19 protein-coding genes and 1 riboswitch are annotated in these 21,710 nt (G+C 50.4%); of the genes, 12 read left to right on the top strand and 7 right to left on the bottom strand.

The genetic code is table 11. From position 1 onward, the window contains the following. The first annotated feature begins 132 nt into the window (after positions 1 to 132). From WH45_RS19650 to trxB, 5 genes are all read left to right on the top strand, one after another. The gene (locus WH45_RS19650; RefSeq protein ID WP_046216127.1) at positions 133 to 900 is read left to right on the top strand and encodes a DeoR/GlpR family DNA-binding transcription regulator; all 768 of its coding nucleotides are present in this window, start codon (positions 133 to 135) and stop codon (positions 898 to 900) included. 55 nt (positions 901 to 955) lie between these two features. Further along, entirely contained in the window at positions 956 to 1,708 is a 753-nt protein-coding gene (gene kduD / locus WH45_RS19645) for a 2-dehydro-3-deoxy-D-gluconate 5-dehydrogenase KduD (protein WP_046216126.1), read from the top strand. Between the two features lie 33 nt (positions 1,709 to 1,741). Then, the gene (locus tag WH45_RS19640) at positions 1,742 to 2,611 is read left to right on the top strand and encodes a sugar phosphate isomerase/epimerase family protein (protein ID WP_046216125.1); all 870 of its coding nucleotides are present in this window, start codon (positions 1,742 to 1,744) and stop codon (positions 2,609 to 2,611) included. Between the two features lie 168 nt (positions 2,612 to 2,779). Further along, a complete protein-coding gene (locus WH45_RS19635; RefSeq protein ID WP_046216124.1) occupies positions 2,780 to 3,595 on the top strand; it encodes an SDR family NAD(P)-dependent oxidoreductase in 816 nt (271 codons plus the stop codon). A gap of 342 nt (positions 3,596 to 3,937) precedes the next feature. Then, positions 3,938 to 4,879, top strand: a complete 942-nt coding sequence (trxB, locus tag WH45_RS19630; protein WP_046216123.1) for a thioredoxin-disulfide reductase — start codon at positions 3,938 to 3,940, stop codon at positions 4,877 to 4,879. A gap of 200 nt (positions 4,880 to 5,079) precedes the next feature. On the opposite strand, the gene WH45_RS19625 is transcribed toward trxB, so the two are convergent. Together WH45_RS19625 and WH45_RS19620 are read right to left on the bottom strand one after the other, a co-directional pair. Further along, positions 5,080 to 5,640 carry a hypothetical protein gene (locus WH45_RS19625; RefSeq protein ID WP_046216122.1) on the bottom strand — a complete coding sequence of 187 codons (561 nt, stop codon included), beginning with the start codon at positions 5,638 to 5,640 and terminating at the stop codon, positions 5,080 to 5,082. Between the two features lie 272 nt (positions 5,641 to 5,912). Next, a complete protein-coding gene (locus tag WH45_RS19620) occupies positions 5,913 to 6,110 on the bottom strand; it encodes a hypothetical protein (protein WP_046216121.1) in 198 nt (65 codons plus the stop codon). Positions 6,111 to 6,489: 379 nt separating this feature from the next. Here WH45_RS19620 and WH45_RS19615 point away from each other — a divergent pair, with 379 nt between their 5' ends. Next, positions 6,490 to 6,840 carry a hypothetical protein gene (locus WH45_RS19615; RefSeq protein WP_052723876.1) on the top strand — a complete coding sequence of 117 codons (351 nt, stop codon included), beginning with the start codon at positions 6,490 to 6,492 and terminating at the stop codon, positions 6,838 to 6,840. A 360-nt stretch (positions 6,841 to 7,200) separates the two neighbouring features. Here the strand turns inward: WH45_RS19615 and WH45_RS19610 are convergent, their stop codons facing one another. Continuing rightward, positions 7,201 to 8,364, bottom strand: coding sequence for an ROK family protein (locus WH45_RS19610; RefSeq protein WP_046216119.1), 1,164 nt, complete (start codon positions 8,362 to 8,364; stop codon positions 7,201 to 7,203). Positions 8,365 to 8,559: 195 nt separating this feature from the next. Here WH45_RS19610 and xylA point away from each other — a divergent pair, with 195 nt between their 5' ends. The 4 genes from xylA (at position 8,560) to WH45_RS19590 (ending at position 14,713) form a co-directional block, all read left to right on the top strand. Further along, on the top strand, positions 8,560 to 9,876 hold the full coding sequence (gene xylA, locus WH45_RS19605; RefSeq protein ID WP_046216118.1) for a xylose isomerase: 1,317 nt from the start codon (positions 8,560 to 8,562) through the stop codon (positions 9,874 to 9,876). Between the two features lie 227 nt (positions 9,877 to 10,103). Continuing rightward, positions 10,104 to 11,600: a xylulokinase gene (gene xylB, locus WH45_RS19600; protein WP_046216117.1), complete on the top strand. Its 1,497-nt coding sequence runs from the start codon at positions 10,104 to 10,106 to the stop codon at positions 11,598 to 11,600. Between the two features lie 533 nt (positions 11,601 to 12,133). Continuing rightward, positions 12,134 to 13,258, top strand: coding sequence for a transglutaminase domain-containing protein (locus WH45_RS19595; protein WP_046216116.1), 1,125 nt, complete (start codon positions 12,134 to 12,136; stop codon positions 13,256 to 13,258). Between the two features lie 486 nt (positions 13,259 to 13,744). Then, positions 13,745 to 14,713 (top strand): glycoside hydrolase family 43 protein, encoded by a 969-nt coding sequence (locus tag WH45_RS19590; protein WP_046216115.1) that lies wholly within the window; start codon positions 13,745 to 13,747, stop codon positions 14,711 to 14,713. A gap of 155 nt (positions 14,714 to 14,868) precedes the next feature. Here the strand turns inward: WH45_RS19590 and WH45_RS19585 are convergent, their stop codons facing one another. From WH45_RS19585 to WH45_RS19575, 3 genes are all read right to left on the bottom strand, one after another. Continuing rightward, on the bottom strand, positions 14,869 to 16,338 hold the full coding sequence (locus WH45_RS19585) for an amino acid permease (protein WP_046216114.1): 1,470 nt from the start codon (positions 16,336 to 16,338) through the stop codon (positions 14,869 to 14,871). A gap of 108 nt (positions 16,339 to 16,446) precedes the next feature. Then, a riboswitch (Lysine riboswitch) is annotated at positions 16,447 to 16,643 on the bottom strand. A gap of 167 nt (positions 16,644 to 16,810) precedes the next feature. Next, positions 16,811 to 17,953, bottom strand: a complete 1,143-nt coding sequence (locus WH45_RS19580) for a virulence factor (RefSeq protein ID WP_046216113.1) — start codon at positions 17,951 to 17,953, stop codon at positions 16,811 to 16,813. 239 nt (positions 17,954 to 18,192) lie between these two features. Further along, on the bottom strand, positions 18,193 to 19,380 hold the full coding sequence (locus tag WH45_RS19575) for a slipin family protein (RefSeq protein ID WP_046216112.1): 1,188 nt from the start codon (positions 19,378 to 19,380) through the stop codon (positions 18,193 to 18,195). 90 nt (positions 19,381 to 19,470) lie between these two features. Here WH45_RS19575 and WH45_RS23620 point away from each other — a divergent pair, with 90 nt between their 5' ends. Further along, complete coding sequence (locus WH45_RS23620; protein WP_156075163.1) at positions 19,471 to 19,623, top strand: hypothetical protein; 153 nt, start codon at positions 19,471 to 19,473, stop codon at positions 19,621 to 19,623. Between the two features lie 406 nt (positions 19,624 to 20,029). Beyond that, the gene (locus WH45_RS19570; protein WP_046216111.1) at positions 20,030 to 21,148 is read left to right on the top strand and encodes a helix-turn-helix transcriptional regulator; all 1,119 of its coding nucleotides are present in this window, start codon (positions 20,030 to 20,032) and stop codon (positions 21,146 to 21,148) included. Positions 21,149 to 21,374: 226 nt separating this feature from the next. Here the strand turns inward: WH45_RS19570 and isdG are convergent, their stop codons facing one another. Further along, entirely contained in the window at positions 21,375 to 21,710 is a 336-nt protein-coding gene (isdG, locus tag WH45_RS19565; protein WP_046216110.1) for a heme oxygenase, read from the bottom strand.

Below are 21,710 nucleotides of genomic sequence, written 5' to 3'. Positions count from 1 at the left end.
CCAAAACCATTCCAGTGCACATGAATGAACATGCCGTATCCGTTGTGCGTTCTGCCCTCAGACTCGACTCATGAGCGAGAAGGACAGGAGCAGCGACGGATACGGTTCAGACTGGAAGGGACGGGGGTTAGGATGAGCGCACTCAAGCGGCATGAACGCATTATGGAAATACTGATCGCCAGCCAGGAGATTACGGTAGGCGAACTTAGCGATACATTGAATGTAACCGGCAAGACGATCCGCGAGGATCTCGCCAAGCTGGAAGAAATGGGCCTGCTGGTCCGGGTACATGGAGGCGCCGTACTGGCTCAGAACGATCAATACGGTATTCTGTCCGGCCAGGGAATCAACACCAAGCATATGCCGGAAAAGGCCGAGATCGCCGAACGGGCGCTGCATTATATTCAGCCCAATGACATTATCGCGCTGGATGGCGGCAGCACCACACTGGAGATTGCCCGCCGCCTGCCGGCGATGCCGCTGACGGTGGTGACCAATGATCTGTTTATCCTCAGCGAACTGGCCAAGCGTGAACAGATCCGGCTAGTCGTTCCGGGCGGGGAGCGCAACCGCAATATGCTGGTCAGCAGCCAGGCGATTGAATATGTGCGCGGACTGAATATTCACAAGGCATTTGTCTCGTCTACAGCCTTGCATCCGGAGTTCGGATTGTCCATTTATACCGGCGATCTGGTTCCTTTCAAAAAAGCACTCGTGGAGACGGCACAGCATGTCTACGGCGTGATCGATCATCAGAAATTCGGGCAGTTTGCCCTCTGGACGTTTGCAGGTTGTCATGAACTCGACAGCATTATTACGGACAGCGGACTGTCGGCGGAGCAGGCAGAGCAGTTCCGTCAGGCCGGCATCCCGCTGGATCAGGGAGGTTCGGCATCCTGATCGCCGGATTAGAACAGGGGATAACAGCAATCCAATTACAGGAGGATGAGCAGGGATGAAAGCATTTGATTTGAGCGGTAAGGTAGCACTCGTAACCGGTGCAAGCGGCGGACTCGGTCAGGGAATGGCACTGGGGCTGGCAGAAGCCGGAGCCGATGTGGTCTGTGTCTCCTATTCAAGCAGTGACGAGACGGTGAGCAAGATCCGCGAACTGGGCAGAGACGCCTATTCCATCGAAGCCGATCTGAGCCAGCATGACCGGCTGGAGGATGTGGTGAAGCAGGCGCTGGCGTTCAAGGGACGTATCGATATTCTGGTCAACAATGCAGGCATTATCCGCCGTACACCGGCTGTCGATCACTCATGGAAAGACTTTGCCGATGTGATCGATATTAATCTGGAGACCGTATTCTATCTGTCCCAGCTGGTCGGCCGCCATATGATCGAACGCGGCAGCGGCAAAATTATCAGCGTCGCTTCGATGCTGTCCTATCAGGGCGGAATCAATGTACCCGGATATACGGCGAGCAAGCACGGGGTGGCCGGTATTACCAAAGCACTGGCGAACGAATGGGCCTCCAAAGGCATCCAGATCAATGCGATTGCGCCGGGCTATATGATGACCGACAATACGGCTCCGATCGTCGCCGATCAGGCACGCTTCGATGCGATTACCGAGCGTATTCCTGCGGGGCGCTGGGGCAAAGCGGAAGACATGAAGGGACCGATTGTATTCCTGGCTTCCGAAGCTTCGGATTATCTGAATGGACATATTATCTGTGTGGATGGCGGATGGATGGCACGTTAAACCAGCTTCATGACTGAATCGGGAGGTGTCACCATGAGACAGGCAGTATTATCGCATCTATACGGCAAGCAGCCCGTCGCCGATCTGGCGGCCAGAGTCGCAGAGGGTGGATTCAAGGGCGTACAGCTCGCCCTCGCCAAAGCGATCTCCGATGTGGATACGAGCACTGGCAAGCTAAGTCCCGGACTCGGCCATATGATCGCCGAACAATTCGATCGTCACGGCGTCCGCATCGCTGTACTCGGCTGTTATATCGATCCGGTCCATCCGGATCTGGACATCCGGCGGCAGGAGATTAACCGGTTCAAGGAACATCTGCGTTATGCCCGTGACTTTGGCTGCAGTATGGTCGCTACAGAGACCGGCTCTCTGACTACCTACCAGCAAGCTTACCCGGACAGCTACCGGGAAGTCGGCTGGAAAGTACTGCGGGAAACTGTCTCGGAACTGGCCGAGGAAGCGGAGAAATGGGGCGTACATATGGCGATCGAGCCGGTTGCCGTACATACGCTGCATACGGCGGAACTGATGGAGCGATTGATCGAAGAAGTGCCTTCCTCCACCGTAGGCATGCTGTTTGATCCGTGCAATATGATGAAGCATGAATTCATGGATGACCAGCAGTCGTTTTTGCGTGGGGTATTTGAGAAGCTGGCAGAACGAATCATTCTCATTCATGCCAAGGATTTTCGCTTCACCGAGGATGGCACCAAGCAGGAATGTGTAGCTGGCACCGGTATGCTTGATTATCCGTATTTCTTTGAGCTGCTGCAGCAGTACAAGCCGCATATCGATATCTCGCTGGAAGGGGCAACCCGGGAGCAGCTGCCGGAAGCTTCCCTGTATATGCGCCGGATCTGGCAGGAGACGCTGGACAAGCGGCGGACGCTGACACACGGCTAAATAACAGCAAGCAGCAAAAAGGACAGTTATCCGTACTGTCCTTTTTGTCGTGCCTGCCATGCGGGAAGGAACATACCCAACCGGGAATACATTTGCTGCTATAACATACGTTTACCATACAAACAGCGGGGTAATGATCAACATACACGATCTGAAGGGAGCCTCATTATGACGAATCTACAGCAGGAGCAGCATCGCAAAGTCGCACTCGTAACCGGTGCTGGCATCGGTTTGGGCCGGGGAATCGCCAAGATTCTCGCACAAAAGGGTTACCGGTTGGCGATTACCTATTATTCCGACTCCGAGGATGTACAATCCGTATCCGAGGAGCTGGCTCATATCTATGGAGCCGCCCCGCTGGTTATTCAGAGCGATCTGACCAATCAGGATGAAGTGAAATCGACGATTGAGCAGACGGTGGAGCATTATGGACGCCTCGATCTGTTGGTAAATAACTCGGGTGGCGGGGAATCCTCACCGCTGCTGGATTTGAATAAAGACGATTTTAACCGGATGATCGATCTGAACTACCGGGCGCCGATTCTGGCGACGCGCTATGCGGCGCAGGCGATGATTGACCGCGAGATTCCCGGCAATATCATCTATATTACTTCTTCTCGCGGAGAGCGGGCTTATCCGGGGGACAGCATCTATGGCGGGATGAAGGCAGCATTGATCCGTTCCAGTGCCTCTCTGGCGCTGGAGCTGGCGCCTCATGGTATCCGGGTCAACTGCGTCGCACCGGGCGCTACCGTCAACCGGATGGAGCAAAATGCACTGACCGAACCGCTCGGCAAAAAGATTCCGCTCGGACGTATGGGCACACCTGCCGATATCGGAGAAGCAGTCGCCTGGCTCGCTTCAGACGAAGCTTCCTATATTACAGGCATCAACCTGCGTGTGGATGGAGGTCTGATCCTGCCGGGTATGCCGGAAGATGTATCCGATGAAGCAGGATACGGATGGGGCAAAGTGTACGATTGATGGACAGTTGATAGACACTTATTCCAATTATACCAAGTGTAATAAAGGGTGAATCTCCCGGAATGCGAGGGGATTTGCCTTTTTGCCGTTTCATCAAAACTTCATTTGACTCCAGACATAAGTGGAAGCATAATGATAATATCTTCAAAACAAATAAATTGTATACAACTTAATTATTCGCATGTATAATAAATATAACTTCCAATTCCAAATACAAACTAGTTTTAACTTTTCGTTGATCAAGTACTGGCGTATGTGCAGCATGATCGATTCTGACCTGTTTCATGGTCCCGACTGGATGTGCTGCAGCGCCGCACTCACAATATAAATGGAGGAATTCAAATGTACAAATCCGTTATTATCGGTACCGGTCCTGCCGGACTGACTGCTGCGATTTATCTGGCTCGTGCCAACATGAGCCCGCTGGTGATCGAAGGACCACAGCCAGGTGGACAGCTGACCACCACGACCGAAATCGAGAACTTCCCGGGCTTCCCGGAAGGCATCATGGGTCCTGAACTGATGGACAATATGCGCAAACAGGCAGAGCGCTTTGGCGCCGAATTCTTCACCGGCTGGGTCGACAGCGTGGACATGTCCGAGCGTCCATTCAAGCTGCAGGTCGAAGGTAAAGGCGAGATCGTCGCCGAGACGCTGATCATCTCTACCGGTGCTACAGCCAAGTACCTGGGCATCCCGAATGAGCAGGACAATATCGGACGCGGTGTCAGCACCTGTGCGACCTGTGACGGTTTCTTCTTCCGCAACAAAGAGATTATCGTGGTGGGCGGCGGCGACTCCGCTCTGGAAGAAGCCAGTTTCCTGACCCGCTTTGCTTCCAAAGTAACCCTCGTGCATCGCCGTGATGAACTGCGCGCTTCCAAAATCATGCAGGATCGCGCACGCAGCAACGAGAAAATCGAGTGGGCGCTGAACAATACACCGGTTGAAGTGGTAGCAGGTGATATGGGCGTTACCGGTCTGAAAGTAATGAACAATGCAACCGGCCAGGAAGAAGTGATCCCGGCGCATGGCGTATTCGTAGCGATCGGTCACCACCCGAACACCGGATTCCTCGGCGGACAGATCACGACCGATGAGAATGGTTACATCGTGACCACTCCAGGTACAGCCGAGACCAATATCCCCGGCGTATTCGCCTGTGGCGACGTACAGGATACCAAGTATCGCCAGGCGATCACTGCAGCAGGCAGCGGTTGTATGGCAGCGATGGATGCCGAGAAATTCATCGAAGCAATGGAGCATGCAGCAGTAACCCTGTAATGTAGCAGGTAAATACGGAAAATAAACAACACGATTTTGCATTTCTTCCTGCTGGTTGATTTGCAGTCGTATTTACTGGATGTATATCATAAAAGAGTATATCAATCAGCCGGATATGTGCGTACTGCACATTCCGGCTTTTTTGATCCATTTTGAAAATGGAAGTAAAGGTCTACAGCGGATATTATTGTCCATAGATCTCATTTTACAGGAATGCTGGGTAGAGCAGGAGCAGCCGCCTGTAATGCAGCATCGGTTCTAATTACAAATAAGTATTCCTGTTTCTGTCCATGCATGTCATAAGAAAGGCGAAAGCCCCTAAGAATACGTCCGGGTTGATAAGATTGGAAATCTGAACTGAGACAGGCATCGGAGTTGGACGGAATTTTGAATGATATACTTCCTTGATTCACAGCCAGCTTCATCATATCCTGGGATGATTTTGAATAGGTATCCTGACCATTTTTCTGCAGAATAGAATCTGTAATCACTGCTTCTGAGGGTGTGGTTCCACCAAACTGGATATGTATTTGTTCTCCTAATTGAACATACGGTACAGCAGCATTCTTCTGCTTCAGTATTGTCCCCAATATGCTGTCTTTGTTCTGATGGGGGGAAATCGGTTCGACAGGGATTCGTTGGTTATCCTCTGTCTGGATCGTTAATCGTCCGGCTTGTTGTGCTGTTAGATCAGGACTGTGATTCGGGGTACAGCCTGTGAGCATCAGCAGCAGACACCAACCTGCTATCGGTATTTTCATCGGTATCCTCCTGATTGGGATAGTTTGTTTCTGTATGGTATGAATGATCTTCATTGTATTACAGGAATTCATCCACTTACAATAAAAGGAATAAGATGACAATGCTGGTACTATGCACGGTACATTCGAATGAGTACTTTATTATTGTCCGCATGAATAAAGCCAGTGAGCGGACGATATGCTCACTGGCTTTATTGGGGTTAGACACTAGTGCCGATTCATACAAATGAACTCATATACATGCGACTTCCCTAACGTCTGTTTTTTCAATACTAGAACCAGACACTCGATATGGCCTGAAAAATCAGAAAAATTCCAAAACCGGCCATTAACAAAGACATGCCTTTTTTTCGCTTGGCCTGTGAGAAGTTAAACACACCCAGACTGAGCAGAGGAACAATGATGAGCGCGAATAAGAACATCATAAAGTAGAAAGGCAGCGAAATGTCGGCAGTTCCCCAGAAATTCATGGTTGCTCTCTCCGTTTCACAAATGGTTGATCTCTATCTATTTATATGTTTGCATAGCGGCTGTAACAGCCTTTTCTTTTTTTTGAATATCCTACAATTACCAATAACGAAATTATAGATCATAATACCGAATTCGGTTCATCCTAAATAAGGCAATTTTACGTCAAATTTTAAGCAATTGAGTGAGCAGCTGCCGTAGGGTATCAAGTGCATGTCGATGATGTGACAAAGCAGTCTAGAGAGGATTGACAGAGAAGAAGCTAACCCATTCAATAAATTTATAACCGGCGGATTGATAATGGAATAGCTGGCCTATTGTTTTCTCTTGTATTCCGAGTATAATACTCGGTATAAAAAGAATGCAAAGGTGTGAATGACTGTGAATCGTATTCAGAAAATAATATCGGAACGTAATGACGACTATCTGGACCTGCTGAATTATGCGATCCAGCTCGGCGACCTGGAATGGCAGGAGCAGATCCTGGAGAGCCTGTGCCACTGGAACACTTCCAGCGAATGGGCGATTATGGAGAACCTGTGGAGAGAATTTGACCGTATCAATTATAAATTAATGCAAGTATATGAAGATATCCGCCAGAGTACGGATGAACTGTCCAAAAAGCAGCTGCTTCAGCAGTGGTGGGAGCTCAAGCTGCAGCGTATCCATGTCTCCCGCCAGATCCAGTCCGAGGCGACTGAACAGGACAGCCGTGAGCAATCCTGTCATTAGATTCTACTGAAATGGGATCTGCCCAGAAATAAGCTGCTGAAAATTTTTGGAGATGATAAAAATCTACAGCAGCGAATAGCAGTCCGGCATGCAACCTATAAAAAAGAGAGCCGTATCTGCACCGGCAGACGACTCTCCATCTCTTCATTCCGTTACACGACAAGCCAGCATACATTCACACAACAGTGTGAATTACATGCTGGCTTGTTGCATATCACGTATTATGGTCATTATGTTGGTCATCATCTCATCGCATTCCTGCAGCTTGTTCATCATCATTTTCATGTTGTCGATCACGATTATAATTCGATTCAAAAAATAGAATCCGGACGAAGCAAACCGGGCAGGGAAATCGGCATTTTATACCGATACCCGCACACGTCCCAGAAACTGTGAAATGGCCGCATAGGCTGCCCCGATTACGGTAGATTGATCGCCCAGTTCGGAATACTGGATGACCAGCTTCTGCCGGTGATACGGCAGGGTGCGCTGCGATACGACTGACTGCACGTGCGGTGCGATCCATGGCTGCGCCTGCCGCATATGGCCGCCAATAATAACGACTTCCGGGTTAAAGCTGTTGACCAGATTAGTGATGCCGATCCCAAGGTATTCGCCAATCCGTCGGAATAGCTCGATCGCTTCGGGTTCGTCCCACTGCGCCTGCTGTACCCAGTAGGCGGTGGTACTGTCCAGCAGCGGATCACGAAGCGCATGATCATAGGCCAGCTCCGACGCATACAGCTCCCAGCACCCTCTGCTGCCGCAGGAGCAGGGCAGACCGTACGCCTCGACCGACATATGACCGGTCTCTCCGGCATAACCGCGTGCGCCCTTGTACGGCTCGCCATCGATAATGATACCGGAGCCGATCCCCATGCCCACACTGACATAGACCAGATTGCGGACATGCCGTCCAGCGCCAAACTGCAGTTCACCGATTGCGCCAGCATTGGCTTCATTATCGATCGTCACGGGCAGTCCGAACAGCTGCTCCAGTTCCTCGCGCAGCGGTACGCCTTCCCAGCCGAGGTTGGGAGCGAACAGCACATTGCCCAGCGCATCGACCATGCCCGGCACACCGACGCCCATCCCGACCAGCCCGTGCACAGAGGCAGGGACTTCGGTCAGCAGCCGGGTCATCATCTGCTGCATCAATTCCAGGGTCGTGGATACCTGGTGATCCTGCAAGGGCATCATTTGACGGGCGATAATCTCTCCTTCCAGATCGGTGAGCACGATAGTCAGTTCGTTGACGGTCAGCTCCACACCGGCAGCATAGCCGGCGGTACGGTTGAATTCCAGCATGAGCGGCTTGCGTCCGCCGCTGGACTGTCCTTCTCCGGATTCCAGTACAAGTTGATCGTCAATCAGTTCCTGCACCAGATTGGAGACGGTAGCTTTGTTCAGCCCGATGAGACGGGAGAGACTTGCGCGTGACAGTGGTGCGTGCTGGCGAATACTGTCCAGCAGAAGTGATTTGTTGATTCTTTTGACGAGTGCCTGGTCTCCTGTAATCTTCATGAACGGGTCTCCTTTATTCCATTTTCAAGACTTTGTTTAATGCATAGACAAAGTATATTGTATATGTTAGGATAGCGATGTAAACGATTTCTTTCAAGCGGCTATTTTGCGCAGCGGACAGCTCACCGGGTGATGGACTACCTGTTCTGCCGTGAAATTTCACGCCCATGAACACATAAGAGGAGGATTTATGTAATGGCTTACTTTGCAAATGTTGAGAAAGTAGCTTACGAAGGTGTCCAATCCAAAAATCCCTATGCTTTCAAATTTTATAACCCGTCCCAGATCGTAGCGGGCAAGACGATGGAAGAGCATCTGCGCTTCGGTATGGCATACTGGCATACACTGGTTGCCGGCGGTGCTGATCCGTTTGGTGTTGAAACCGCTTCCCGGCCGTGGGGCTCCTATACAGGCATGGATCTGGCCAAGGCTCGCGTCGAAGGACTGTTCGAGCTGATGGACAAACTGAGCATGCCATACTTCTGTTTCCATGATGTGGATATCGCTCCCGAAGGAGACAGTCTTCGCGAATTTTACAACAATATCGATACAATTGTCGATATGATTGAACAACATATGAAGCAGACCGGCAAAAAACTGCTGTGGAATACAGCCAACATGTTCAGCAACCCGCGCTTTATGCACGGTGCGGCATCGACATGCAATGCGGATGTATACGCTCATGCAGCAGCACAGATCAAAAAAGGTCTGGAAGTCGGCAAACGTCTGGGCGCCGAAAACTATGTGTTCTGGGGCGGCCGTGAAGGTTACGAGACGCTACTGAATACGGACTATGCGCTGGAGCAGGACAATATGGCCCGCATGTTCCATATGGCTGTCGATTATGCCAAGGAAATCGGCTTTGATGCTCAGTTCCTGATCGAACCGAAGCCAAAAGAGCCGACCAAGCACCAGTATGACTTTGATGCGGCTACAGCGATTTCTTTCCTCAAAAAATATGATCTGACCGATCATTTCAAATTGAACCTGGAAGCCAATCATGCCACACTGGCCGGCCATACGTTCCAGCATGAGCTGCGCGTGGCCCGTACGGAAGGCATGCTCGGCTCGCTGGATGCGAACCAGGGCGATCTGCTGATCGGCTGGGATACGGATGAATTCCCGGTAGACCTGTATGCAGCAACGACTACCATGTACGAAGTGCTGCAAAATGGCGGTCTGGGCCGCGGCGGTATTAACTTTGATGCCAAAGTACGCCGTCCTTCCTTTACCCCGGATGACCTGGTGATCGCTCATATAGCCGGTATGGATACGTTTGCCAAAGGTCTGACAACAGCAGCACGCCTGCTGGAAGACCGCGTCTTTGAAGACTTTATCGACCAGCGTTACAGCAGCTTCCGTGAAGGCATCGGTGCCGACGTGGTTGGCGGCAAAGCCACACTGTCTTCCCTGGCGGAATATGCACTGAATAACGAGAATCCGCGTCCAAACGAATCCGGTCGCGAAGAGCTGCTCAAAGCGACACTAAACCAGTATCTGGTGACCGAATAAGCGAAATATTGCGCATGAATCACATCTGACATCCATGCTGTGCATCGAAGCTGAACAAGGAATGATCGCTTCCCTGGGTCCCGTAAGGGAACAAGCCGGGGAAGCGATTTTTATATGGATCTCTATGAAAATGCGCCATCCGGCAGGACAGAGCGACAGGTTCACAAAAAGCGGTATCGGCATACTTAGAAAATGGCTGTGCAAGCAGCTTCCGAGGAGGAACAGGGATGAGCTATGTAATTGGAGTCGATCTCGGTACCAGCGCGGTTAAGACCGTGCTGGTCAACAAGCAGGGACAGGTGGCGTTTGAGACAGCGGAGTCCTATCCGCTATCCCAGCCCAAGCCGGGATACAGCGAGCAGAACCCGGAGGATTGGGTGGAGCAGACGCTAATCTCGCTGGGCAGATTGTTGGACGTATCCGGCGTACCGGCAGAGGAAATAGAAGGGATGAGCTTCTCCGGGCAGATGCATGGTCTGGTTCTGCTGGATCAGGATCATCAGGTTGTACGTCCGGCCATACTGTGGAATGATACACGCACGACCGCCCAGTGCCGCCGGATCGAGCAGGAGCTGGGTGCGGATCTGCTGGGGATCGCCCGCAACCGTGCGCTGGAAGGATTTACTTTGCCCAAAATGCTGTGGGTACAGGAGCATGAGCCGGACAACTGGAGCCGGGCCGCCCTGTTCCTGCTGCCCAAAGATTATGTACGCTACCGGCTGACCGGTGATCTGGCGATGGATTATTCAGATGCGGCAGGTACGCTGCTGCTGGATATTACCGCCAAATCCTGGAGCGAGCGGATCGCAGGAGCATTTGATCTGCCGCTGTCACTCTGTCCGCGGCTGGTGGAATCCTTTGACGATGTGGGTGGACTGCTGCCGGAAGTGGCGGAGCGCACCGGACTTGGCAGCAGCACACGTGTCTATGCAGGCGGCGCGGATAATGCCTGTGGAGCGATTGGTGCAGGTATTCTGACCGAGGGACAGACGATGTGCAGTATCGGCACATCCGGAGTCGTGCTGTCCTACGAAGAGCGCAAAGATCTGGATTTTGAAGGCAAAGTGCACTTTTTCAATCATGGGGAAAAGGATGCTTTTTACATTATGGGTGTGACGCTGGCGGCCGGTTACAGTCTCGAATGGTTCCGCAGTACGTTCGGCAAAGATCTGTCGTTTGAGGAACTGCTGGAGGGTGTTGACGGGATTGCAGCTGGAGCCGAAGGACTGCTGTTCACTCCATATATTGTCGGCGAACGCACACCGCATCCGGACGCGGATATTCGCGGCAGCTTTATCGGGATGGATGCTTCGCACAAACTGCCGCATTTTGCCCGGTCGGTGCTGGAAGGTATCACCTTCTCACTGCGGGAGTCGATTGACATTTTGCGCGAGTCCGGCAAGACGATCACCGAAGTGATCTCGATCGGCGGCGGAGCGCGTAATGAGACCTGGCTGCAGATGCAGGCGGATATTTTCAATGCCCGGGTGATCCGGCTGGAGAATGAACAGGGACCGGCGATGGGGGCGGCGATGCTGGCAGCCTATGGCAGCGGCTGGTTTGGATCGCTGGCCGACTGTGCAGCGGCTTTCCTGCGCACATCCAGGTCATATGAGCCAGATGGAGAGCGGGCAGAGCGCTATAATCAGCTGTTTGCCATCTACCAGGAGATCTACAGCCAGACGGCGGATCTGAACCGGAGGCTGGCTGCGTTTAGAGGATAGGATGGTATGCAGTCAGCTGACAGGTGCTTGCCGCGTCAGACTGATCACCGCCAGGTTCATCGCATAGAGCGGTAGACAGAGTACAGCCCACTTTCCATATTGTGAAAGTGGGCTGTATTCATTTCAAAGGATATGTCTATCCACCGGGATAAGCGGTACATTTGATTATAGATGCAAAAAAGTTTTACAATAAGTGGGACGAACAAAGTATACTGTATTTGATCCGTTTCCTTTTCCGTATGACAAAGAAACCCGTTTAGTCACAACAAAGCAGGCGAGGGATCGCTGTCAGACTATAATATTACACTTTTTCCCAAATGATGAAGACATTTAGCGCAACTATCTGCTGCTTTATGCGTCTTATCTATGGGCTTATAAAATGCCAGGCTTACGGCAGAATTAGTCCCTGTACAGCATAGTATACACATAAATGATATTTATCGGTAAAACGTCCTCATTCTATTAATGGAACCGGCCCATCTGCCGATAAATACTATCATAGCAAATCATACGAGAAGGGCGGTTACATCTGCATGAAAACATCAAGTTCACTCTGGGTTAAGACCCTTCTGGCCGGAACCATCCTGTTTACAGGGCTTCCAGCTATCACTCCCAATCAGGCCATCTATGCGGCCTCTTCACAGGTAACCGTTAACAGCTCCACCGATGTTACCAGTGCGCTCTATAATTCACTGATGAATCGTGATACCGAAATCACTCTTTTATATAAAGGAAGTACCAGCGGTCTGAAAGCAATGCTGCAGAACTCATTTGAAAATGCGCTAGAGAAAGATCCGTATACCCACTACATTCTGGACAGCTACGGACTGAGCTGGCGCCAGAATGCCTATTCTGCGCGGGTGACAGTCACCATGAATTACCGGGAGACAACCGCCCAAACCGGCTATGTCAAAAATAAGGTACAGCAGATTTTGTCCAATATCGTCTCTTCCAGCATGGATGACCACGAGAAAGTCAAAGCGATTCATGACTGGGTCGTGCGCAATGTGAAATACGATGAGACCTACACCCGTTATACCGCCTACGAGGCGCTTCATGACGGAACAGCCGTCTGTCAGGGATATGCCCTGCTGACGTATGAACTGCTCAAGGAAGCCGGCGTTCAGAACATGATTGCCGAAGGAACAGCAGATGGTGAGCTGCATGCCTGGAATTTGGTTAATCTGGACGGCAAATGGTACCATCTCGATACGACCTGGGATGATCCGGTACCCGATCAGGGCAATGATGTGCAGACTGCCTACTATCTGCTGACCGATTCCCAGATGAGACAGGATCACAAATGGACCAAAACTTATCCGGCAGCGAATACCACGTATCACAGTACGCTGGATCAGCTGATCGCAGCAGGCGGTCCCAAAACGAGCATCTATCAGCAGCTGGCCAAAACGCTGAACTACGTATCTGCAGCGAGCGAATCCCAAGCGATTAGCTCAGCAGCAGCCCTGAAGTCGCACGTACAGGCGGCCCGGACGGCAGGCAAGAATGCCGTTTCCTTCCGCTACAGCGGCAGTCTGACCAGTCTAAAAAATGACCTTCGCGGTCTGTCCTCGGTCGGTCTAAAGTCACTGTCCTACAGCGTGAAGTCGATCAACAGCACCAATGATCTGAAAGTGACATTAAGCTGGAACAAATAAATTTTATAGTAAGTGGATCGAATATAGATGAACAGGAAGACCTGATGGCTTAATGCGATCAGGTCTTTTTCTCGTCATAATAGAGGTGGAGCTAAGAGTATATTAGTCTGATGTGAAGGATACCAACTGTCCATACCGATCTGAAATTCATTGTGCTCATTTGGGAAAAAATAGAAATCAGTCTCGATCGATTACTTCTGTATTATTATATGTTTTTTATTTGGAAAATAATTGGATGATCGAAAAGTACATATACATTTGTAAATTCATCAATAATAACCTTTATAAATTAATGTTCACACATATTAATTAACATTTATATTAACTATAAAAAGTACAAAAGATACCTAAAGTATAATGTCATAAAAATACGTGAATATTATATTTCACTTTTTTGAAAGCGCTTTATAATTAAGTGTAGACATTGAGCGGCGCAGGCTGGCATTCAGTGTTAAATCAATTCAGAAGGGTGGAAGTTCCTTGCATATGAAGCGCAAAGTACTTACTATGCTGGTTATTATGACACTGCTCGTCCCTATTTTTGCCGAAAGCAAAGGGTTTGCAGCACATTGGGCATTAAGCGGAGAAGTAGGGGCTCATGATCCTACACTTATCAAAGAGGGAAATAGCTGGTATGCTTTTTCAACGGGTACCGGTATTCAAGTATTAAAATCAGATAACGGAACTAACTTTTATCGTGTACCACAGGTATTCTTGACGCAACCTTCCTGGTGGAAACAGTATACACCTGGATTGACAGGAGATAGAACACTTGATGTATGGGCACCGGATGTTAAAAGCTATAACGGTCGTGTATGGTTATATTATGCAATTTCTTCCGAATTCGGTAAAAATATATCAGCAATCGGTTTGGCTTCAGCCAGCAGCGTAGGTGCTGGCAACTGGCGGGATGAAGGTGTAGTGCTCACAAGCAATACATCCAGTAACTTCAATGCTATCGATCCTGAACTGGTTATTGATAAAGATGGCAATCCTTGGTTGGCATTTGGTTCATTCTGGTCTGGACTTAAATTGACTCGTCTGGATAAAAATACAATGAAACCGACAGGCAGCGTTAGCTCAATTGCCTACCGTCCTACAGGTGAGCATGAAATTGAAGCACCAGCCATTACGTATAATGCACAAACCGGATACTATTATTTATTTGCTTCTATCGATAAATGCTGCAGCGGCGCGAACAGCACTTACAAAATGGTATATGGACGTTCCAAAAGTATCACCGGTCCTTATGTGGACAAAAACGGTGTAAGCATGATGAATGGTGGCGGTACGATTCTGGATGCAGGTAATGATCGTTGGAGAGGCCCAGGTGGACAGGATATCTACAATAACATTATTATCCGACATTCTTATGATGCTACCACCCCTAAAGGTGATCCAAAAATGTTAATCAGCGATCTGAAGTTTGATTCAGCCGGCTGGCCAACCTATTAGCAAACAAATACGGACGTGTCGAGTACACGTCTAAACAAATAAACAAAAGCCTTTCCCGGCAAGAGACCTGAAGTTCAGAGGTTAATCTTGATGGGAAAGGCTTTGTTGTTATATTTCAACAGCTTACAGCATATAACTTATGGAATGTCCTGCATTTACTCGTGTCTGGCACCAGTGTCCAGATCACATTCGGTCAGTGGTACGACTTTGGTTTTTTTGCTGAATTTATAACCCAGCCATAAGACTAGGAACAAAGGCACTGTAATATAAGTAGCAAAAATCGATTTCCAATCGATCGCTTCCGGTGTAATATAGCTCAAGCTTTGCCCCACAATAACGATCGCACATAGTACAAATGCGAATAATGGACCAAACGGGAACCATTTTGCCAAAAAGGGAAGTTCGTGAATATCGCGTCCCTGTGCATAGAAAGCACGGCGGAAACGGTAATGACTGATCGCAATTCCCAGCCAGGTAATAAATCCGCACATTCCTGAAGCGTTCAGCAGCCAGTTATACACAATTCCATCGCCGAACAATGAAGCGAAGAACGCCAGCATACCGAATGCAGCGGTGACGATCAGTGCATTTTGCGGTACACCGCGTCGATTGAGCCGGGCAAACATCTTGGGTGCTTTACCATCACGAGCCAGTGCATACAGCACTCGTGCTGAAGCAAACATGCCGGAGTTACCGGCAGACAATACAGAAGATAGAATAACAGCGTTCATCACAGCAGCAGCAAAGGCAATGCCGGCTTTTTCAAAAATGAGAGTAAATGGACTCACCGCGATATCGGTAATATCATCCCCAAGCAGTGATGGGGTGGTATAAGGAATAATTAATCCGATCACGAGAATCGCCAGGATGTAGAAAATAAGAATACGCCAGAATACCTGACGAATGGCACGCGGCACATGCTGTCTTGGATTCTCACTCTCACCGGCAGCCACGCCAATCAGTTCGGTACCCTGAAAGGAGAAACCAGCTGCCATAAAGACACCGATAAAGGCAAGCAATCCACCGTGAAATGGAGCATCACCCAGTGTAAAGTTACGGAATCCGATCACTTCTCCGCCCATTACGCCGATGATCATCAACACGCCTACAACCAAGAACACAATAACCACAGCGATCTTAATCATGGCAAACCAGTATTCGGCTTCACCGTATCCTTTGACCGATAGAACGTTCAACAGGAAGATAATCGCCAGAAACAGAAAGCTCCAAATAAATGACGAACTGTCCGGAAACCAGTATTTGATAATAATCGTAGCGGCAACGAGCTCTGCGGCAATTGTAACCGCCCAGTTGTACCAGAAGTTCCAACCCATTGCAAAGCCAAAAGCAGGATCGACAAAGCGAGCGGCATACGTATTAAATGAACCGGAATCCGGCATATAAGTTGCCATCTCGCCCAGACTGGTCATAAGAAAATAAACCATAATGCCTACACAGGCGTAAGCCAGCAGAGCGCCGCCAGGACCAGCACCAGCCACCGCACCGCCGCTGGCGAGAAATAATCCTGTCCCGATAGAACCGCCGAGGGCGATCATCGTCATATGTCTGGCACGCAGACCAGCGCGGAGTTTGTGCTCCGGCGCAGATTTCACATTTGAACTCATAATGCTTGTGTACACTCCTTCATCATCGTCCAGGGAAAAGGAGCCAATAAAAAAATAGACCGCTGGCAAGCTGCGATCTATTTTGATAGAATCCGCATCCGACTTTCCCTTTAAGATAGCTCAACACAATGAAAGGCTTGGATTTTTTCATTGTGACAGTTCTGCCCCTTTCGAGTACAGCCCCAGCACAGATATCCAGAGCGGACACCTGAACTTCGGCAGCAGGACCTTTCTAATCGGCGTCACTGGCGGCTCTTGCACCTGTTCCGATTATACTGATTCATGCTGCGACCTCTACCTCATCCGGTTAAGCTGATGAGGCATATTATTCAATTGATTGTATCTGTCAGCTGACGACTAAGTGTGTAGATGGCTTAGAGGTTTAACTGACATGAACGTGTTACAGTATACGATCTTGCAGAAGATTTGGCAATGATTTTTTGAACGGTTCATAGGAATTTCATTATTTGGCTCAATTGGTTTGCTGACGGCTCTTCGCCATTTGCTGCCAGATTGTACCGGCGGCTTCTTCACCGGATTCGATGCGTTCCAGCGCCATTCTGGCCTGCAGGCTGACTTCGAATTCCGGATCTTCGACAGCGGCTTCCAGCGCTTCACGGGCTTCTTCGGTGCCGACCTCGTACAGGAAGCGGGCAGCACGCCAGCGGACGAGCTTGCTGCTGTCCTGCAGGGTGCGAAGCATAGCCGGAGTCGCAGATGGATCGCCGATATCGGACAGGGTATCACCGGCAGTACGGCGGACGGCAGCCGATTTGTCTTCCAGTGCACGATAGAGCAGCTCCATCGCAGCCGGTGTTTTCAGATCGCCCAGATAGACGACCGCGAGGCGGCGGATTTGCATTTTCTCATCGGACAGTGCCTTTTCGATGAGCGGCAGGCTGTCTTCAGTCGGCTCCAGTACGTCAAAGGCGGCGTAGCGAGCGCGCCAGTCTTCACTGTTCATCGCTTCTGTAATCTCATCCAGTGTCATGCCGCGGCGCTGCTCGACGAACTCCTCATTGCTGGCACCGTGCGAGATCGCCTGATCGATAATTTTGCGCAGACGTTCCGGCGGGAAAGCCGCTTCCAGTTCCTGCTCGACTTCACGGGCGATATCCGGCAGTTCGCCGTAGCGTACGCCATAGTCGGTCAGCTTGCGCTCTTTGATCATCGTTGCGCTGGCTACTTCGGTCACTGCCTGCACGAACCGTTCGGCGAGGGAGATGCGTTCTTCTTTAGTGCCGGCTTTGACCCGGATCTGCATCGGAATGCCCCGGAAGAACTGGACAAATACATTGGCTTCCCCGAAATGATCACCGGACAGATCTTCCGGCACTTCCAGCTTGTTCTCGACACCTTCCTGGCCCAGCTTCTCCTGCACTTCGTTCAGGATGGCCGACCAGTCGGCACTCGCCCGGCGATCCAGCGCGACAAAGTCGGCGGTATGGAACACGCTTTTCACACCGTTAATATGCAGCATCTCGCGAATGAAAGAAGGAGCAGAGCGCTCATTGTCCAGCGTATACGTTTTGCGGATACCCTGCGGCAGTTCTTCGTCCAGACGCAGCATCATCGTATTGGGACTTGGTGTAGGTTCGATCGAAATAATTTTCATAATAGGTAGACCTCCATATATCAAATTGTGATTATGCAAAATGCAGATACCCTGTCTGCGAAGCAGCGGGCAGGCTGCGGTTGAATGGAATTGAAGCATCGGATCTAGGCACATACCTCTCTATCTATTGTAACCCAAAGGGGAAACGGTTGGCACATGAGAAAATGATGAAGACCGGCCTTGCCGCAGCAGGCAGAAAAAAGGCTGTTCTCCCATGCAGAGGGAGAGCAGCCTATTCATTACCCTGCATCACGTGCAGGCGGTGTTTCTTTCATGCCCATCAGTGCATTCATCTGTTCCAGCAGATTGCCGCCGCCGGTCAGGGAAATGGTGCCGATTTTCTCGCAAATCTTCTCCAGGAATTCCAGTTCCTTGAGCCGGTATAGTGTGGCATTCTCATCCATCAGCTTGGCGGTATTGAGCAGGCTGCGGGTAGAGGCAGTCTCTTCGCGGCGGGTGATCATATTGGCCTGCGCCTTTTTCTCGGCCAGCAATACGGTGTTCAGAATCGTACGAATATCCCCGGGCAAAATGACATCCTTGAGACCGGCGGACAGGAACTGTACTCCGTATTCTTCACTCTGCGTCTGCAGACGGCTCAGCACAAAGTTCCCGATCTCCTGCTTCATGCGCAGCAGATCATCCAGCTTGAGCGTACCGACATATTCACGCAGCAGCAGCTGCAGCTGAATGTATACCTGTTCGTCAAAGTTTTTGATCTCAGCCGCTCGCAGCGGATCGGTCACCCGGTACTGGCAGACAAAGTTCAGCCGCAGTGGGACTTTATCTTCGGTCAGAATCTCCTGCCCGGTCATATCGAGCTGCTGGCGGCGCAGGTCGATCTTTTTCACGGTTACATTGACCGGGCCGCGCCAGTAAAAGGTACGACCAGGCGGGAGCTGCTGCTGGAGCTGGTTGTCAAAGTAGAGCAGCCCGGTCTCATGGCTGGCAATATCGATCACATACAGATGGGAATGCAGCTTCGCGAGAATGCTGCGGCTGATCTCCTTGCCTACTACTGGCTGGCGAATATCCGCATGGATAAAGCTATGCTCCTGCAGCACATTCCAGTATACATACGTACCGGCGGTTAGCAGACCGTCATATTTGCCATTGACCAGATGGATCACATACTCGTGATCTCCCACCTCGACGACGGTGAGTTCGCGCATCAGCTCGTCATCATGCTGATAGAGCCGGATATTCAAGGTATCTTCGGCAGCCTGGTTATAATTCCATTCCGATGGAGTGAACTGAAACGGCTCGCTGAGCTTGCAGTAGCGTATCGTGGTCTGACCCGACAGATTGAGGTAGCGGTAGCTGCCCGGCTGTAGTGTCTTGATGTAACTGCCCTGCTCGAACAGCAGTCCGCGTTCATCGGCAGCGATATTTATTTTATGTAATGGTTGTGGCTGAATTATTTTCATGGTTGGTTCCTCCTGGGTTATCTTTGTGCGGGAAGTCCTCTCGCATCACATACGGAGCCTGAGCTTAAGACTGCATCTGCCGGGTATCCGGTGCAATCGTGGAGAGAAGCATCATCCGGCTGTGCTGCCCGCCTGATTCCGCTGTCTCTGCCGTTCATGACCATCCACTCGGACCGTCTGCTGCCGAATCCGCCGGCTGCAAAGCATGCTGCTGCGCAGTGCCCGTTACTGGCGGCACCTTGAGAACTTCCTGCTGCAAAGATTTGATTGTTATCGCTCCATTAACAGTGGAGTGCGCTACCTGCGCTCACGTGGAAGGTGAGTGGGATTCGAACCCGATTCACGAATATTTCATAGAGCGTACAGACGAATGCGCATTACGGCATACCATCGCACATCGTGCGCGGCACCGCCGGATCATCTAGAGATCCGCAAGCCTCAGGTAAGCCATTCGTAGTGGACGCTCTATTATATTCGCTGATTTGGACACAAACGAACAGGGCACAAGTATGGCGAGTATCCAAAATAATTCCCAGCCGCAGCCGAACCGGTCAATAGCAGACACGGAATACACCACAACGCAGATCAAAAGTCTGTCCGCACATTCGATATAATGAAGATACAACAATGCATCACAGGAGGAAGAGATATGAGTACACAGGTACAGGAGATGATCAACTGGCTGGAACAGCATCTGCTGGGGGAGTTTTCGCTGGCTGAGCTGGGGCGGAGTGTAGGATATTCGCCGTACTATTGTTCCTTTCTGTTCCGTCATCATACAGGCATCAGCATGAAAAGGTATATCCAGCTGCGCCGCACCTTCCTGTCCAGCATCCGATTGGCGGAGACGGAAGAGCGGATTATCGATATTGCAGTGGAGCATGGCTACTCGTCACAGGAAGCCTTTTCCAGATCATTCAAGGATATTTTCGGGGTGACACCCCATGCTTTTCGGCAGCATCCCCAGCCGCTGCAATCGTATATCCAATTAAACATTGATCCGTACGGGAGGGAATTAACGATGGACATTTCCAGTAAGCAGGGTATTGAGCAGCTGCAGCAGCACGTCGAGTCACTGTATGAGCATCAGATTCTGAATGTGCTCAACGGGCAGACCATGTATGAACAATTCAAGGCGCAGCAGTGGATGGGAGGAAGCGATTATGTTCCTTTTAATGAAGCGATGTGTGTCCATGAGACGACAGAGGATATTTTCAGCGATTCTTTCTGTAAAGTAAGGGCGCAGGGACATCATATATCCAGGGAGCAGTATGAAGTGGTTACCCTGCAGCCGCTGCAAATGCTGAACGATAACGAATACCGCTGCATCGTCCTCTGGTTTGGCGAGGACATGTTCTGTCAGATCAATCTGCTGACCATGCTGGCTTATCTGGAACAGATCGGTTTCCAGGGTACCGTCTATTTCAACGCGGTTCAGGAACAGACGTATGAAGTGAAGCAGACCGAACTTCAACTAGGTTCCTTTACCGGAATCTATCGTCAGGTACTGCTGAACCGATCCATGCCGCCGCAGCAGCTCCTGCCGGTGATGTATCAGGGCATCCGCCTGTATCTCAACCTGCAGCAGCCCGATAACGAGATAACCGCCTATATCCGCAGCCACCCGGCAGAATCCGCCGAGTCGTTAATGCGCAAAATGCTCTCCCTGTTCACCCATTACGGCCTCGGCGACACCCAGTACATGGAACTGATCGTCTCTGTCCGCCAATCCTCTGTATCTGCGCCGGATAGCCGCGACCACCAATAGTCCCAAAAATTACAAAGCGCAGCCGAGCGCTATAGAGTAACAAAATGTATCTTCGAACTGTAGGCCAACTTTGGCCCCCAAAACAAAGTAAAAAGCGAAGAACCTCTACCACTTCGGTAAAGTTCTTCGCTCCCCACAAATGCACCCTGATAAATGCATGGCACAATCTCTATCCCATCCTTCCAAGTCCGCCACTCCAACAGCAGACCTGATGTGTACGTCCGCTTTATACCGCTGCCTGATCTTCCGGCGCTGTCTGCGGCTGACGTACAATTTTCACTTCATAAAAGGTAATCTTGTTATTCAGAATATAATCCGGAATATTGCGGTGAGCGTGCGACTCGCGGAAAGCATCGCTGCGTGTCCAGCCCTGGAAATGATCCTTGGATTCCCAGCGTGTGCTGATCGTTACTTCGTCGTACTCTTTGTTGCTGTCGTTGAACAGCACTTCCAGACCGAGAAATCCTTCCATGAATTCCACTTTGCCGACTTTGTCAAAACGCTCTACGAGCAGATGGGCACTGCCTTTGGTCAGCTGGGATGTGTTGGTTACGATAATCAT

The sequence above is a fragment of the Paenibacillus wulumuqiensis genome (genome assembly GCF_000971965.1).
Classification (GTDB): domain Bacteria; phylum Bacillota; class Bacilli; order Paenibacillales; family Paenibacillaceae; genus Saccharibacillus; species Saccharibacillus wulumuqiensis.
Note: the sequence above shows the minus strand (reverse complement) of the source record. Positions and strands in the feature narration are given on the sequence as shown.

Coding starts and splice junctions, on each gene's coding strand:
- WH45_RS19610 (WP_046216119.1), bottom strand. CDS start 8,364: ATGAAGATTACAGGAGACCAGGCACTCGTCAAAAGAATCAACAAATCA.
- WH45_RS19595 (WP_046216116.1), top strand. CDS start 12,134: ATGAAAACATCAAGTTCACTCTGGGTTAAGACCCTTCTGGCCGGAACC.
- WH45_RS19620 (WP_046216121.1), bottom strand. CDS start 6,110: ATGAATTTCTGGGGAACTGCCGACATTTCGCTGCCTTTCTACTTTATG.
- xylA (WP_046216118.1), top strand. CDS start 8,560: ATGGCTTACTTTGCAAATGTTGAGAAAGTAGCTTACGAAGGTGTCCAA.
- xylB (WP_046216117.1), top strand. CDS start 10,104: ATGAGCTATGTAATTGGAGTCGATCTCGGTACCAGCGCGGTTAAGACC.
- WH45_RS19570 (WP_046216111.1), top strand. CDS start 20,030: ATGAGTACACAGGTACAGGAGATGATCAACTGGCTGGAACAGCATCTG.
- WH45_RS19575 (WP_046216112.1), bottom strand. CDS start 19,380: ATGAAAATAATTCAGCCACAACCATTACATAAAATAAATATCGCTGCC.
- isdG (WP_046216110.1), bottom strand. CDS start 21,710: ATGATTATCGTAACCAACACATCCCAGCTGACCAAAGGCAGTGCCCAT.
- WH45_RS19590 (WP_046216115.1), top strand. CDS start 13,745: ATGAAGCGCAAAGTACTTACTATGCTGGTTATTATGACACTGCTCGTC.
- WH45_RS19640 (WP_046216125.1), top strand. CDS start 1,742: ATGAGACAGGCAGTATTATCGCATCTATACGGCAAGCAGCCCGTCGCC.
- WH45_RS19625 (WP_046216122.1), bottom strand. CDS start 5,640: ATGAAAATACCGATAGCAGGTTGGTGTCTGCTGCTGATGCTCACAGGC.
- WH45_RS19580 (WP_046216113.1), bottom strand. CDS start 17,953: ATGAAAATTATTTCGATCGAACCTACACCAAGTCCCAATACGATGATG.
- WH45_RS19650 (WP_046216127.1), top strand. CDS start 133: ATGAGCGCACTCAAGCGGCATGAACGCATTATGGAAATACTGATCGCC.
- WH45_RS19585 (WP_046216114.1), bottom strand. CDS start 16,338: ATGAGTTCAAATGTGAAATCTGCGCCGGAGCACAAACTCCGCGCTGGT.
- trxB (WP_046216123.1), top strand. CDS start 3,938: ATGTACAAATCCGTTATTATCGGTACCGGTCCTGCCGGACTGACTGCT.
- kduD (WP_046216126.1), top strand. CDS start 956: ATGAAAGCATTTGATTTGAGCGGTAAGGTAGCACTCGTAACCGGTGCA.
- WH45_RS19635 (WP_046216124.1), top strand. CDS start 2,780: ATGACGAATCTACAGCAGGAGCAGCATCGCAAAGTCGCACTCGTAACC.